This is a genomic window from Marisediminicola antarctica (genome assembly GCF_009930795.1).
Classification (GTDB): Bacteria; Actinomycetota; Actinomycetes; order Actinomycetales; family Microbacteriaceae; genus Marisediminicola; species Marisediminicola antarctica.
Genome location: NZ_CP017146.1, coordinates 2,509,097 through 2,524,596 on the forward strand (window position 1 = coordinate 2,509,097; position 15,500 = coordinate 2,524,596).

Here is a 15,500-nt window from a genome sequence, read left to right on the forward strand (position 1 = left end):
CCTCTCGAGTAGCGTTCTCGTCATGTCCTGCATCCGCTTCTCGACCCCCGCCCAGATGAAGCAGCTTCGCCAGCTGGCGCCCAGCATGCTCACCCGGGAGCAGGCGGCATCGCTGCACCCGGCACCGGCCGTCACTGAAAGCAAGATCAGGCGGCTGCGGATACTGGCTCGGGACCCCAATCCGAAGATCCGGGAGAGCGTCGCGAGCAGCCACCACGCGCCCGCGGATGTGCTCGCCGCACTGGCACGCGACGCCGACGACGGCGTGCGCGCGTGCCTGGCCCGCAACGAGCACGCCCCCATTGACCTGCTCCGCCTTCTGTGCTCTGACAGATCCGAGGCCGTGCGCGGGTGGGTCGCGGTGAACGCCCGAACTCCCGCCGATGCCGTGCACCTGCTCGGCATCGACAGCAGTCAGCTCGTTCACAGGCTGCTCGAGTGGAGAGAGGAATTCGTCCGAGGGTGACCCGAGCCGCGCGACCGGGGTCTGGCGAAAACGCCCCCCAAAGTGGGCCGTATGACTTGTGCGTCCGTACCCTAGGATCGAAATGCACGGAGCGTCAACAGGAATACCCGCCTGGAGACCACCCTTGCAGCTCCACCCGCATTGTGATTCATTGAGTTACTGAACGATCCGGCACCACCCAGCAACCCAAACCCCCCGAATAGTTCCTCGAACCACACCCACCTCCGAGGCTACGTAGCCATTCGATCCACCCAGGTCGCATGGTCTTGCAATCGGCGACCGGTGCGAACCGAGGCCACAACCTGTTACCCGAATGGCAGGCGTCACGTGACCTACTTCCGCGCGCTCTCTCGCGCCCACCCCAACTCCTCATCTTGGTGTCGGCCGCAGGTGGTCCAGGCCTTTCACGAGCCTGGGATACCGATCGGGGCGGGCGAGGTGAACCGGTGAGCCAGGCGAATCGCACGTCGACCGACGGCAGGAGAGCCTCCCGAGACAGGCGACCACAACTCCACCTCGTCGACCCGCCGAATGACACTCGTCCGAGTCGAGCAACGACGCCGGTGTCGAGCAACGTGCCAGCGTGGGCTCGACAGTACCGCGCGCGACTCGCGGCCACCGACTCCCTCATCATCGTCGTCGCCGTGATGGTGGCGTTTGCGAGCAGGTTCTGGTGGGGTGAATCGGCCGCGAGTTTGGCAGCAATCGCCGCCGACTACTGGATGGTCACCCTGACGATCATCGGCGCGTGGATTATCAGCCTCAGCGCCTATCACTCTCGTGACTCTCGGGTGGTGGGAATCGGTCTCGACGAGTATCGCCGGGTCGTCAACGCGAGCGTCGTCACTTTTGGCTTACTCGCGATAATCTTCCTCATGTTCAAGGTGGATATCGCCCGCGGCTTCTTCGTTCTTGCTCTCCCGCTGGGGATCACGGGCCTTGCCCTCAACCGTCTGCTCTGGCGCAAATGGCTCGCCCGCCAGCGGCAAGAGGGGCTGTACCTTCACCGGGCAATCGTCGTTGGCGACGAGGCCGACGTCGACTACGTCGTCAAGCAGATCGACAAGCGTGGCGTTTCGCTTTACCACGTCATAGGCGCGGCAATCACCGGATCGACCGAGGGGTCGATTACCGTCAACCGCCATCAGCTCCCGATTGTCTCGTCACTGTCCAATGTCGCCGAGGCGGCGTCATACCTTGGCGTGGATGCGGTCATCGTCGCGGGCAACCCCGGCAACGGGTCAACGTACATTCGAGATCTTGGGTGGGACCTTGAGGGATCGACCACCGAGCTTGTCGTGGCATCGCAGTTGACCAACGTCGCGGGGCCGCGTATTCACTTCCGCCCCGTGGAGGGGCTCCCCCTGATGCACGTGGAGTTGCCGCAGTTCGGCGGTGGACGTCACCTTCTCAAGCGGGCAGCCGACGTGATCGCCTCCAGCCTTGCACTGATCCTCCTGATGCCGCTGATGCTCGTGATCGCATGGCTCGTGCACCGTGACAGCCGGGGCCCTATCCTGTTTCGTCAGGAGCGCATCGGGCGAGGCGGTCAGCCGTTCCCCATGCTGAAGTTCCGGTCCATGGTCGCAACGGCCGAGGACGATTTGGCGGGACTGCTCGACAAGAACGAAGGTGCCGGGGCGCTCTTCAAGATGAAGAATGACCCCCGTGTCACCCGTGTCGGCGAATTCCTGCGCAAGTACTCGCTCGACGAATTGCCCCAATTGTGGAACATCCTGGTCGGCGACATGAGTCTCGTCGGTCCGCGCCCACCCCTCGAGAGGGAGGTGGCCACCTACGAGAACCACGTCCACCGCAGGCTCTACATCAAGCCCGGGCTCACTGGCATGTGGCAGGTCAACGGGCGCTCGAACCTCGACTGGGACGAGAGCGTGCGCCTCGACCTCTACTACGTCGAGAACTGGTCGCTTGCCGGCGACCTCGTCATCATGTGGCGCACCCTCAAGGTCATCCGCGGCGCGGTCGGGGCCTACTGATGCCCAACCCACAATCGGTCGCAGCAATCGACGTTAGGACCCACTCATGACCGCGTTGCGCGCTCGGATCATCCTGGCGGGCGTCTCGATCGCTGCACTCGTCGGCTCGACGGTCTTCGTCGCCGGCGGCTCGCCGGCACAGGCAGCGAACCACTGTACCGACGGCTCCTCCAAGATCGCGTGTGAAAACAGCAAGCCGGGCTCGGCGCCGAGCGAGTGGGACATCACCGGCGCCGGTGATTCGTCCATTCAGGGCTTCGCGACCGACATCAGCGTAAACATCGGCAACCGCATCGACTTCAAGGTCGACACGTCGGCATCCGCCTACACGGTGCGGATCTATCGCACCGGCTGGTACCAGGGACTCGGGGCCAGGCTCATCTCGAACGTCACGCCGTCCGCGACGCTCCCCCAGCGTCAGCCGGGATGCATCACCCAAGCGTCAACCGCACTCTACGACTGCGGCAACTGGGGAGTGTCGGCATCCTGGAACGTGCCGGCCGACGCAGTCTCCGGGGTGTACGTCGCACTGCTGCGTCGTGCCGACACGGGGGGCCGGAGTCACATCACCTTCATCGTGCGTGACGACTCAAGCACGGCCGACATTCTCTTCCAGACCTCAGACCCGACGTGGCACGCCTACAACACCTACGGTGGTGCCAGTTTCTATGGCGGCGGTGCGGCCGGCCGTGCCTACAAGCTCAGCTACAACCGCCCCTTCAACACCCGCAACGGCGATACCTCCCGTGACTTCTACTTCTCCAGTGAGTACGCGCAGGTGCGCTTCCTCGAACGGAACGGGTACGACGTCACTTACGCGAGCGGTGTCGACACCGACCGGAACGGCGGAAATCTTCTCAACCACAAGGTCTTTCTCTCCGTCGGACACGACGAGTACTGGTCGGGCGCGCAGCGGGCCAATATCGAGGCCGCTCGCGATGCGGGCGTCAATCTCCAGTTCCTTACCGGAAATGAGGGCTATTGGCGCACGCGGTATGAGCCGGCGGCATCAACTGACGCGACAAGCTATCGAACCCTCGTCTCCTACAAGGAGACATGGAGCAATGCCAAGATAGACCCAACGAGCCAGTGGACAGGGACCTGGCGCGATCCGCGATTCGCCCCCCAGTCAGCGGGTGGCGGCCTGCCCGAGAACGCTCTCACCGGCACGATGTACATGGTGAACTACGTCGATCTCCCCGTCACGGTCTCCGCGGCCGAAGGCAAGAACAGACTGTGGCGAAATACCTCCCTCACCTCGCTCGCCTCCGGCACCCGCGCCCAGCTTGCCCCTCACACCGTGGGCTACGAATCGAACGAGGACCTCGACAACGGCTTCCGGCCAGCGGGGCTGATCCGGCTGTCCACTACGTCCGGCAATGTACCCGAGTACCTTCAGGACTTCGGCACTGTTGTGCGCTCGGGGACCACGACCCACCACACCACGCTGTACCGCGCGCCGAGCGGTGCGCTCGTGTTTTCGTCCGGCAGCATCCAGTGGGCATGGGGACTCGATGAGACCCACGACGGCAACGGCGCTCCCGCGGACAGCCGGATGCAGCAGGCCCAGGTCAACCTACTCGCCGATATGGGGGCCCAGCCCAGCACTCTCATGAGTGGGCTCGTCGCTACGCAGGCCAGCTCGGACCGCACACCTCCCACGGTGTCCATCAGCTCGCCAGCCCAGAACTCCACGATCGCGAATGGATCGCTCGTCACTGTCTCGGGCACCGCAGCTGACGTTGGCGGCGTAGTGGCCGGAGTCGAGGTCTCCACCGATGGCGGTGCACGCTGGCATCCGGCCCAGGGCACCACGAACTGGAGCTACAGCTACAGTCAGCGGGGCAGCGGGGCACAGTCGATCCGCGTGCGCGCAATCGACGACAGCGCCAACTATCCATCGACACCAGCATCCATCGGCCTGTCGGTGCCTGGCCCTTACAGCGCATTCGGAAACGACGTGCCCAAGGTGGTGGACTCCGGCGACGGAACCGCCGTCGAACTCGGCCTCCGATTCAGCCCCGAGGCAGCCGGATTCGTGACCGGAGTGCGGTTCTACAAGAGCGCCGCGAACCTCGGCGTGCATACCGGGTCCCTGTGGAGTTCAACGGGAACGCGCCTCGCCACCGTGACATTCTCTGGAGAGACCGCAGCCGGCTGGCAGACCGCGAAGTTCTCGTCGGCAGTCGCCGTGGCTGCTGGCCAGACGTACGTCGTCTCGTACACCGCGCCCCGAGGACGCTATTCCCTCGAGACGTACTACTGGCCCTACTCGGCAACCACGACGTCCCCGCTTTCCGTCACGAAACCGTTCGGGCAGCCTATGCCTGGTGTGTATGGAACGCCGGGACAGTTCCCCAGCGAATCGTTTGACAACTCGAACTACTTCGTCGATGTGCTCTTTGACACCGTCGACACCACTCCGCTCGCAGCCATCACGCAGTGGCCGCAACCGGGTATGAAAGACGTGCCGGTGAGCACTAACGTGAGCGCCGCATTCTCCAACCCGGTCGTCGCCAACTCGGTCACCGCGAGGGTTGCCAACCCGGCAGGAACCAATGTGGCCGGCACTGTCAGCTACAACGCCACTACGCGCACCGTGCAGTTCACCCCGAGTACTGCGTTGGCGGGGAACACGACCTACACCGTGACTCTCGACGCCGTGGCTTCGACAGGCGGCGCGCTTGTCACGGGCCGGACCTGGTCGTTCACGACGGTCGACACCAGAGCGGTGGGCGACTGCCCCTGCAGCCTGTTCCCCGGAGCGGTTCCGGCGGTGCTCGAAACCGCGGACCCCGGACCGGTGACGCTCGGCGTGCGATTTACCGCTCTGTCCACCGGCACCATCACAGGGATGAAGTTCTACAAAGGGCTGGGCAACACCGGTACCCACACTGGAACCCTGTGGACGGCATCCGGGCAGTCACTGGGAACAGCCAACTTCTCGAACGAGTCAGCGTCGGGGTGGCAGTTCGTCAACTTCGCCCAGCCGATCGCGGTTCAGGCCGGCAGCGACTATGTCGCCTCCTATCGCGCCAACGTTGGTGCCTATTCCTCGACGGTCGGCGCCTTCGGCGGTGCCGGGTTCGAGCGCGGACCACTTGCGGTCGGAACTTCGGCAGGCCTGTACACCTATAGCAACGGCTTCCCCACTTCAACGTCGACGACGAACTACTTCGTCGATGTGGTCTTCGCCTCCTCGGGCACGCCGACTCCATTGAGCGTGGTCTCGAGCAGTCCGACCGCGGGACAGACCGGCGTCCCGCAGTCGGCTGCCATCTCAGCCGTTCTGTCCGCGGCGCCATCCGAACCACCGACGCTCACCGTCTCGTCGTCGGCCGGGCCAGTGATCGGCACGGTGGGCTGGAACGCCACAACACGCACGGTCACCTTCACCCCGAGCTCTCCCCTCGCCGCCTCAACGCCATATACGGCGCAGGTCGCGGTCGCTGGGACGCCCGTGACGGGCGGCAGCTTCTCGTTCACAACGGCGGCCACCACGCCGACGACCGGTCAATTCACCCTCCTCGGAGACCAGGCGCCAACGACAGCCGCCTCAACCGATCCCGACGCAGTCGAGTTGGGCATGGCGTTCACCGTCTCGCAGCCCGGGACGGTCACCGGCATCCGCTTCTACAAGGGCACCGGCAACTCGGGCACCCACCGCGGCACTCTCTGGTCGTCGACCGGCCAGAACCTCGCGTCGGTGACATTCACCAATGAGACGGCCACCGGTTGGCAGACAGCGAACCTCCAATCCCCCGTCACCCTGACCGTCGGCCAGCGATATGTCGTCTCCTACCTCGCTCCGAACGGCCGGTACGCGCTCACGAGCAACTACTTCACCACCCCGCGCACCAACGGCCCGATTATCGCTGACACGACCTCGAACGGTCGCTACCGCTATGGCTCGACAGGCGGATTCCCCACCGCATCATGGAACGCGTCGAACTACTTCGTCGATATCGTGTTCGTGACCGGCGGTACCGTGGAACCGGTACCGGTATCTGTCACCTCGACCAGTCCGACCGCAGGACAGACCAACATCACACCCTCCGGCACGGTGTCTGCGGTCCTGTCCGCCGACAGTGCAACCGGAACTCCAACCCTCGCCCTCACCAGCGCCGCAGGCGGCGTGGCGGGTGTCTCGGCCTATAACCCCCAGACGCGCACCGTGAGCTTCACCCCGAATACCGTACTGGCCTGGTCGACCCAATACACGGCTGCGGTGACGATCGGCGGATCAGCGGTCGCTGGCGGAAACTGGTCGTTCACCACCGCAGCGGCCCCGGTATCGGGCGGGGAGGTATTCACGCTCCTGGGGACCCAGACTCCGCAGGTTGCCGCGGAAGCCGACACCAGCGCGGTCGAACTGGGCATGGCATTCACTGTCTCCCAGGCTGGCCAGGCGACCGGCGTGCGCTTCTATAAGGGCTCAGGGAACGGCGGCACTCACGTCGGCTCCCTCTGGTCTGCGACGGGCCAGCGTCTCGCCTCGGTGACCTTTACCGGCGAGACGACGACGGGATGGCAGAGCGCGAGCTTCGCGTCGCCGGTAACCCTCACAGCAGGATCGCGCTACGTCGTGTCCTACCTCGCACCCCAGGGGCGATACGCGGCCACGGCCAATTACTTCACCACGCAGCGAACTAGTGGCCCCATTACTGCGGATACAACGAACAATGGGCGTTACCTCTACGGTTCGGCCGGCGGATACCCGACCGGAACCTGGAATGCAACGAACTACTTCGTCGATGTGACCTTCACGACCGCGGCGGCCACCCCCACCACCGTGACCGTCACCTCCAGAACACCCGCCAGCGGAGCGACCGGCGTCGCCCCCACCACAACCGTGACCGCGCAACTCGCGAACGTCGGAACCAGAACACCGACACTCGCGCTCACCGGGCCGTCCGGTGCCGTCGCGGGAGCCACGAACTGGAACGCGACCGCGGGCACCCTCACCTTCACCCCGAGCGCGGCCCTCACCGCGAACACCAGCTACACAGCGACCGTGTCAATCGACGGCACCGTGCTCGCCGGCAGCGCCTGGACCTTCACGACCGCGGCGGCCACCCCCACCACCGTGACCGTCACCTCCAGAACACCCGCCAGCGGAGCAACCGGCGTCGCCCCCACCACAACCGTGACCGCGCAACTCGCGAACGTCGGAACCAGAACACCGACACTCGCGCTCACCGGGCCTCCCGGTGCCGTCGCGGGAGCCACGAACTGGAACGCGACCGCGGGCACCCTCACCTTCACCCCGAGCGCGGCCCTCACCGCGAACACCAGCTACACAGCGACCGTGTCAATCGACGGCACCGTGCTCGCCGGCAGCGCCTGGACCTTCACGACCGCGGCGGCCACCCCCACCACCGTGACCGTCACCTCCAGAACACCCGCCAGCGGAGCAACCGGCGTCGCCCCCACCACAACCGTGACCGCGCAACTCGCGAACGTCGGAACCAGAACACCGACACTCGCGCTCACCGGGCCTCCCGTTGCCGTCGCGGGAGCCACGAACTGGAACGCGACCGCGGGCACCCTCACCTTCACCCCGAGCGCGGCCCTCACCGCGAACACCAGCTACACAGCGACCGTGTCAATCGACGGCACCGTGCTCGCCGGCAGCGCCTGGACCTTCACGACCGCGGCGGCCACCCCCACCACCGTGACCGTCACCTCCAGAACACCCGCCAGCGGAGCAACCGGCGTCGCCCCCACCACAACCGTGACCGCGCAACTCGCGAACGTCGGAACCAGAACACCGACACTCGCGCTCACCGGGCCTCCCGGTGCCGTCGCGGGAGCCACGAACTGGAACGCGACCGCGGGCACCCTCACCTTCACCCCGAGCGCACCTCTGGCGTGGAGCGCCTCGTACTCGGCGGCAATTCGGATCGACGGAACCGCCCTCACAGGCGGAGGGTGGTCGTTCACGACCGCGGCGGTGCCGCCGACAGTCGCGGTGACGACGATCTTCCCCGAGAACAGCACGCCAGTGAATGCGAACTGGGACGACCCGAACGCGGTGCAGGTCGGCACACGATTCCAGACCTCCGTGGCCGGAACCATCACCGGCATCCGGTACTACAAGGGCGCGCTCAACACCGGTACCCACACGGGCTACCTCTGGAACGCCGCCGGACAGCGGCTCGCGCAGGTCTCCTTCACGAATGAAACGGCAAGCGGCTGGCAGGTGGCCACGCTGAGCACTGCTGTAGCGATCGTGCCCGGCGTCGAATACAGGGTGAGCCTCCACTCGACGACCGGGCGATACGCAGTTGACCTGAACGGCCTCTCGGCATCGATTTCAAGCGGCCCCTTGACCACCTTCGCTCCGGGTGGTGCTTACACATACAGCACCAACTACCCCGGTACGGTCACCACCCACAACTTCTGGGTTGACGCTATGTTTGCGGCCAATCTGTGAGTAATGTTTCAAGCACCTCTGGGGGATTCATGACGAAAAAACTGAATGTTGCCGTGGTTGGGGCCGGGTATTGGGGCCCCAATCTCGCGCGAAACTTCCGCAGTAGCCGGGAGTGGGATCTCGCCGCTGTGTGCGATCTCGATCGAGATCGCGCGCAGCGGGTCTCTGACCTGGTCGGCGGCGTCGCCGTCGTGACGAGCCTCGACGACGTGCTCGCGGACCCGACCATCGACGCCGTCGCGGTCGCGACCCCGGCGAAGACCCATCATGCGATCGTGCTCGCGGCCCTGAGAGCAGGCAAGCACGTCGTGGTCGAGAAGCCGCTGGCTCCATCCCGCACCGAGGGCGCCGAAATGGTGGCAGTTGCGGCAGAGCTCGGCCTCGTACTGATGACCGACCACACCTATTGCTACACCCCCGCAGTGATGAAGATCCAGGAACTCATCGCGGACGATGCGCTTGGTGAGGTCCTGTTCATCGACTCCGTGCGGATTAACCTCGGACTGATCCAGCCGGACGTCGATGTCTTCTGGGACCTCGCCCCACACGACCTCTCGATCATCGACTTCATCCTGCCAGGCGGGCTCGCCCCCGAGACCGTGTCTGCTCAGGGGGCCGACCCGCTCCGCACCGGCAAATCCTGCATCGGGTATCTCTCAATGCCGATCGGCGACGGAGCCATCGCCCACGTGCACGTGAACTGGCTCAGCCCCACCAAGATCCGACAAATGGTCGTCGGAGGCACGAAGCGCACGCTTGTCTGGGACGATCTCAACCCGCAGCAGCGCTTGAGCGTCTATGACCGCGGCGTGGAGATCAGCCACGAATCGTTGTCGAGCGCCGAACGCGCCGCCGCATCGGTCTCCTACCGGCTGGGCGACACTTGGTCGCCCGCGCTCCCGGAGACTGAGGCTCTTTCGTCAATGGCTACCGAATTCGCGCACGCGATCGCCGAGCACAGGACTCCGCGTACCGACGGCTCGGCGGGCCTGCGTGTGCTGTCCGTGCTCGATGCCGCGACCCGCAGCCTTGCGAATGCCGGAACTGCATCGGTAGTCCACTCCGAACTGAGCGCCCTGGAGGTAGCTTCATGACATCGATTTCCGGATCCCGCATCCTCGTGACCGGTGGCGCCGGTTTCATCGGAAGCCACCTGGTCGACACCCTGCTCGCCCGAGGCGCCGCCGAAGTGCGTGTGCTCGACAACCTGACCAACGGCACGGAGGACAACCTCGCTCATCTCCACGGCGACGCGAGGTTCTCCCTCACTGTCGGAGACATCCGCAGTGCCGACGCGCGCGCGGCCGCCATGAACGGCGCCGAGGTCGTCTACCACCTCGCATGCCTGGGAGTGCGCCACAGCCTGCACGACCCGTTCGAGAACCACCGCGTCAATGCCGAGGGTTCGCTGCAGATGCTCGAAGAGGCACGCGAGCGGGGTGTTGGGCGCTTTGTTTACGTGAGTACGAGTGAGGTCTTCGGCACCGCCCAGTACGCGCCGATGGACGAACGCCACCCTACGTGGCCGGAGACCGTCTATGGCGGAGGCAAGCTCGCCGGGGAGGCCTACGCGCGGGCATACTTCCGCACCTACGGCATGGACACCGTCGTGGTCAGGCCGTTCAACACGTACGGTCCTCGTAGCCACTTCGAGGGCGACAGCGGCGAAATTCTGCCTCGAACCATCGTTCGGATGCTCTCGGGTCAGAGGCCCGTAATCTACGGAGACGGAGAACAGACGCGCGACTTCATGCACGTGTCCGACACCGCCACGGCGCTGGCACTGTTCGGGGACGCCGACGGGGTCAGCGGCGAGACCTTCAATCTTGGTTCGGGCACCGAGATCTCGATGAACGAGCTCTGCACTGTCGTCGCGGACACAGTGGGACGGCCCGAACTCACAGCCGAGCACCTCGAGGCGCGACCCGGTGACGTGCGTCGCCTAATCGGAGATCCGTCCCACACGCATGAGCTGACCGGGTTCGCTCCGCGGGTCGGCTTCGCCGAGGGCATCACGGAACTCACCCGGTGGTTCCGTGCACGGCAGCGGGAGTCGCCCGAGATGATCGATCGGGTTGAAGTTCGCAACTGGCTGCCGGCGGGCGTGAACTAATGGGTCGCGTCAACGTCATGATCCCGTGGCTCGGTGACGAGGAGATCGAAGCGGTCGCCTCGGTCATCCGCTCCGGCTGGGTTGCGCAGGGGCCGCGCGTTGCTGCCTTCGAAGAGGCCTTCGCCACGGCGATGGATGCTGCACATGCGGTCGCCACGTCCAACTGCACGACAGCGCTGCACCTCGCGCTCGTTGTTGCCGGGGTAGAACAGGGCGACGAAGTAGTCGTTCCGTCGTTCTCGTTCATCGCCACCGCGAACGCGCCGACCTATGTCGGCGCCATTCCCGTGTTCGCCGACGTTGAGGCAGCAACCGGCAACGTCACAGTGGAGACAATCGCCGCTGCTCTCACCGACCGCACCCGCGCCGTCATCGTCGTCGACCAGGGTGGGACCCCCGTCGACCTCGACCCCATCCGCGCGTTGTGCGATCCTCGCGGCATCACCGTGATCGAGGACGCCGCATGCGGCGCAGGATCACGCTACAAGGGTCGCCCTGTCGGTGCGGGAGCCGAACTTACCGCGTGGTCATTCCACCCTCGCAAGGTGTTGACCACGGGCGAGGGCGGAATGCTCACCACGAGCCGACCTGAGTGGGCCGCCCGGGCGCGACGGCTCCGTGAACACTCAATGAGCGTGTCAGCCGCGGACCGCCACAGCGAGCTGGTGTCCGCGCCCGAGGTGTATGAAGAGGTCGGCTTCAACTACCGGATGACCGACCTGCAGGCCGCGGTCGGAATCGTGCAACTCGGCAAGCTCCGCGCGATGGTGGAACGGCGCCGTGAGATCGCGTCCGCGTACGCCGCGGCGATCGCCACGATTCCCGGACTGCGCTTGCTCACCGACCCGGCTCACGGGACGTGCAATTTCCAGTCGCTGTGGGTGGAAATCGGAGACGAGTACCCGCTCAACCGCGAGGAGCTCCTCCTCACGCTTGCCGACGAGGGAATCTCGGCGCGTCGAGGGATCATGGCGGCCCACCGCCAGCCGCCCTACGCGGGTGGCCCTTCGATCCGGGGGGCGCTTCCGGTGACCGAACGGTTGACCGAACGGACCCTCATCCTGCCGGTTTACCACCAGCTCAGCGAGGAGGATCAGCGCTCGGTCATTGATGTCCTGCTCGCACCTGCCGCGGTTCCGGCGCATGGCTGATGTCATTCTCGTCGCGGCAAGCGGGCTGGCGCGCGAAGTACTTGCTGTGATCCGCTCGGTGGGGCACGACCGCGTGATTGGCTTCCTCGACGACGACGAGTCGAAATGGGGAAAGATGCTGAGCGATCTGCCGATCTTGGGTGGCATCGGTGCAGCCGAAGGGTTTTCTGGTGCCCAGCTGTTGCTGTGCACGGGAAAGGGCGCGCACCGCGAGAGCATTGCGCGTCGACTGGGTGCCCTCGGTTATCGGGATGATGACTACGCGACAGTCGTGCATGAGTCGGTTGAGGTCCCTCCGACCTGCTCGGTGGGGCGAGGAAGCATCCTCCTCGCCGGGGTAGTCCTTACGACAGAAGTCACAGTTGCCAGACACGTTGTCGCCATGCCGCACGTCACGCTCACGCACGACAACGTGATCGGATCCTTCGTCACGCTGTGCGCTGGGACGACCTTGGGAGGGGGCGTCACCGTGGGTGAACGCGCCTACCTCGGAATGAGCTCGAGTGTCCGCGAGGGTGTGCACATCGGTGCCGACGCAATGTTGGGAATGGGCGCCGTCCTGACACGCGACATGCCGTCGGCCGAGACATGGTACGGCGTGCCGGCTCGACCAGACTTCGCGACCTCCGAGATTCCGCGATGAGGGTACTTGTGTATCCCCACATGATGGAGATAGGCGGGAGTCAGATGAACGCCCTGGAACTCGCCCGCCAGATGGGTGAACGAGGGCACGAAATGGTCGTGTTTGCACCCGACGGGGCACTCGTCGAACTCGCGAGTTCCTGGGGTCTGGAGGTCGCTCGCGCCCCTGTCGCCCACTCATGGCCATCGATGCGGAACATGATGGCGCTTGACCGCCTCATCCGTGAGCGTGGCATCGATGTCGCGCACGCCTACGAGTGGGGTCCCGCGGTGGAACTCGCCTTCAGCTCCCACCTGCTACGACGCGCCCCGCTAGTAGTGTCGGTCATGTCGATGGACGTGCCCGTCCATATTCCGACCCACCTCCCGCTCATCCTCGGTACCCGAAGCATGATCGCGGCTCAGGTCGGGTCGCGCCCTGATCTCCAACTCATTGAACCTCCCGTCGACACCACGGCGAATGCGCCAACGGACGCAGTGACGGCTCGAGGTCGCTGGAAATTCCGCACCGACGAAATTGTCATCTCTGTCGTCTGTCGTCTGGTGAGCGAGCACGAGAAGGTGCAGGGAGTACTGGCCGCGATCGACGCCGTCGATACGCTCGCGAACAGTCACCCCGTCCGGCTTCTCATAGTAGGAGATGGGGAGGGAATCGAGCAGGTCCGCGCCCGCGCGAATGCGGTCAACTCACGACGCGGAGCTGACACCGTGATCGTCACCGGGCGTCTGCTCGACCCGCGGGAGGCCTACGACGCGGCGGACATTATGTTCGGCATGGGTGGGTCCGCTATCAAGTCGCTTGCTTTCGGCAAGCCACTCGTCGTCCAGGGCAGCGGTGGGTTCTGGCGCCTGCTGGACGAGAGCTCGCTCCCGATTTTCCTTGAGCAGGGTTGGTTCGGTCACGGCGGGGGCGGAACGCCAGATCTGATCCGCGAACTCCGGAAGCTGCTCGACGACAAGGACCACCGCACACGTCTCGGGGCGCTCGGCCGTTCTATCGCCGTCGAACGATTCAGTCTCCTGAGCGCGTCGTCACGTCTCGAGGGGATCTATAAAACCGCCGTGGACGCACCGACGGCAGCGGCAGCCAAGGCATTGTCTCTCGGCCGATCCGCGATCGAACTGGCAAAGTACAAGACCGTCATGGGCTCGCGCAGGCTACGCACCTCCATGGTCAGGAGGAAGTCGACCGCGCCACCGAACGGGGTGCAACCATGAAGACCGACAGTGAAGGGCTGCACGGCACGGTACGTCGAGGGGTGATGTGGAGCTCCGGGAGCAATCTGCTGTTGAGGCTCGGTGGCGTGCTTGTCGGAATCGTGCTCGCGAGGCTGCTCACACCTGAGCAGTTCGGCGTGTACGCCGTCGCGCTGACCGTACAAGGCGTTCTCATGGCCGTCGCTGACTTCGGGTTGAGCGCAGACCTCATTCGAGCGCGCAACCCGGCCCCGAGGGCTCCGACCGTGGCCTCGCTCGGACTGGTAACCGGAACCATACTCACGCTATCGATGGCATTCAGCGCACCCGCCGTGGCCGCGGCACTCGGAAGCCCGTCCGCGGCTCCCGCGATCAGCGTGCTCGCGATCACCCTCCTCCTGGCCGGTGCTGGCGTCGTCCCATTTGCGATGCTCCAGCGACGATTCGACCAAAAGACCCTATTCCTGATCGGGATTATCGACTTTGTGGTCAGCACGACGATAACGCTGCTGCTTATCGCCGCGGGTTGGGGGGTGATGGCCCTCGCCGTTGGTCGGGTCGTCGCTCAGGTCGGGTCGCTGATACTTCAGTTTGCTCTCTCCGGCGAGCGCCCGCGGTACGGCTTCAACCGCGCGGAGATTGGCTCGATCCTGCGGTTCGGTGTGCCCGTCTCTGCCGCGAATGTGCTGTCGTGGGCGCTTCTGGGAATCGACAAAGTCGTGATCGCGATTTTGCTTGGCCCGGTCGCGCTGGGGCTCTACGTGCTGGCATTCAACATCTCGGCCTGGCCGATGACAGCAGTCGGGCAGGTGGTGCGGTCGGTCGCGATGCCGATGTTCGCGCGAACTTTGCACCAGCCGCGCGATCACAGCCTCGGAGGCGCCTTTGCCCTGACGTGGGCGCTCTCACTGCCTATCGCTGCCGGGCTTGGAACCCTAGCCAGCCCCTTGGTCAACGTCGTCTACGGGGAGCGGTGGGCGGAGGCGGCCACGGTTCTCGCCGTACTTGCGCTCTTCGGTGCACTGAGGGCGACCTTCGACGTCTTCGTCGCGTATCTGCTTGCGCACGGAGCCTCGGGGGCGATTGTGATCGTGCAGGTGCTCTGGATCGTGGCGCTCCTGCCCACGATGTACTTCGGAACGATGTGGTTCGGGATAGTCGGCGCGGGAGCCGCGCACGTTGTCGTGTCACTCTTCATCGTCGCCCCTGCCTACCTCTTCGTGCTCCGGCGCGTGGGCGCCCACCTTCCGTCGGTCGGTTCTGCGATCTGGCCGCCGATCTTGATGGTCCTCCCAGCCGTGGGCGGTGCGATCCTGGTGTCAGCATTGATTGGCGAACAGTGGATCGTCCTCGTCGCCGGAGGAGCATTCGGCGCCGCTGCATATTCGCTTCTGAGCTATCGCTGGATCCGGCGACGCCTAAAGCGCATGCGCGAGACCGAAACGGCCAGCGACCCGCATCTCGGCAGCGAGGATGTCGTGACCACATGAAGCGCGCA

General features: G+C 65.1%; 9 protein-coding genes. All 9 read left to right on the forward strand.

The window, feature by feature from the left end:
- The first annotated feature begins 22 nt into the window (after window positions 1-22).
- Complete coding sequence (locus BHD05_RS11775; protein WP_161886602.1) at window positions 23-466, forward strand: hypothetical protein; 444 nt, start codon at window positions 23-25, stop codon at window positions 464-466.
- A 446-nt stretch (window positions 467-912) separates the two neighbouring features.
- Window positions 913-2,463, forward strand: a complete 1,551-nt coding sequence (locus BHD05_RS11780) for a sugar transferase (RefSeq protein ID WP_236966523.1) — start codon at window positions 913-915, stop codon at window positions 2,461-2,463.
- Window positions 2,464-2,509: 46 nt separating this feature from the next.
- Window positions 2,510-8,899, forward strand: coding sequence for a DUF4082 domain-containing protein (locus tag BHD05_RS11785; protein ID WP_161886604.1), 6,390 nt, complete (start codon window positions 2,510-2,512; stop codon window positions 8,897-8,899).
- Between the two features lie 29 nt (window positions 8,900-8,928).
- A complete protein-coding gene (locus BHD05_RS11790; protein ID WP_161886605.1) occupies window positions 8,929-9,993 on the forward strand; it encodes a Gfo/Idh/MocA family protein in 1,065 nt (354 codons plus the stop codon).
- Window positions 9,990-11,012 (forward strand): dTDP-glucose 4,6-dehydratase, encoded by a 1,023-nt coding sequence (locus BHD05_RS11795; protein WP_202614205.1) that lies wholly within the window; start codon window positions 9,990-9,992, stop codon window positions 11,010-11,012. The genes BHD05_RS11790 and BHD05_RS11795 overlap by 4 nt, the downstream gene beginning before the upstream one ends.
- Entirely contained in the window at window positions 11,012-12,163 is a 1,152-nt protein-coding gene (locus tag BHD05_RS11800; RefSeq protein ID WP_161886606.1) for a DegT/DnrJ/EryC1/StrS family aminotransferase, read from the forward strand. The genes BHD05_RS11795 and BHD05_RS11800 overlap by 1 nt, the downstream gene beginning before the upstream one ends.
- On the forward strand, window positions 12,156-12,806 hold the full coding sequence (locus tag BHD05_RS11805; RefSeq protein ID WP_161886607.1) for a NeuD/PglB/VioB family sugar acetyltransferase: 651 nt from the start codon (window positions 12,156-12,158) through the stop codon (window positions 12,804-12,806). The genes BHD05_RS11800 and BHD05_RS11805 overlap by 8 nt, the downstream gene beginning before the upstream one ends.
- A 44-nt stretch (window positions 12,807-12,850) precedes the next feature.
- Window positions 12,851-14,023, forward strand: coding sequence for a glycosyltransferase family 4 protein (locus tag BHD05_RS11810; protein WP_161886608.1), 1,173 nt, complete (start codon window positions 12,851-12,853; stop codon window positions 14,021-14,023).
- Window positions 14,020-15,492 (forward strand): oligosaccharide flippase family protein, encoded by a 1,473-nt coding sequence (locus tag BHD05_RS11815; protein ID WP_161886609.1) that lies wholly within the window; start codon window positions 14,020-14,022, stop codon window positions 15,490-15,492. The genes BHD05_RS11810 and BHD05_RS11815 overlap by 4 nt, the downstream gene beginning before the upstream one ends.
- Window positions 15,493-15,500: the final 8 nt, after the last annotated feature.

Bases quoted from the DNA above. Each gene is read 5' to 3' on its own strand.
- BHD05_RS11785 (WP_161886604.1), top strand. From the start codon at position 2,510: ATGACCGCGTTGCGCGCTCGGATCATCCTGGCGGGCGTCTCGATCGCT.
- BHD05_RS11775 (WP_161886602.1), top strand. From the start codon at position 23: ATGTCCTGCATCCGCTTCTCGACCCCCGCCCAGATGAAGCAGCTTCGC.
- BHD05_RS11815 (WP_161886609.1), top strand. From the start codon at position 14,020: ATGAAGACCGACAGTGAAGGGCTGCACGGCACGGTACGTCGAGGGGTG.
- BHD05_RS11790 (WP_161886605.1), top strand. From the start codon at position 8,929: ATGACGAAAAAACTGAATGTTGCCGTGGTTGGGGCCGGGTATTGGGGC.
- BHD05_RS11795 (WP_202614205.1), top strand. From the start codon at position 9,990: ATGACATCGATTTCCGGATCCCGCATCCTCGTGACCGGTGGCGCCGGT.
- BHD05_RS11800 (WP_161886606.1), top strand. From the start codon at position 11,012: ATGGGTCGCGTCAACGTCATGATCCCGTGGCTCGGTGACGAGGAGATC.
- BHD05_RS11810 (WP_161886608.1), top strand. From the start codon at position 12,851: ATGAACGCCCTGGAACTCGCCCGCCAGATGGGTGAACGAGGGCACGAA.
- BHD05_RS11805 (WP_161886607.1), top strand. From the start codon at position 12,156: ATGGCTGATGTCATTCTCGTCGCGGCAAGCGGGCTGGCGCGCGAAGTA.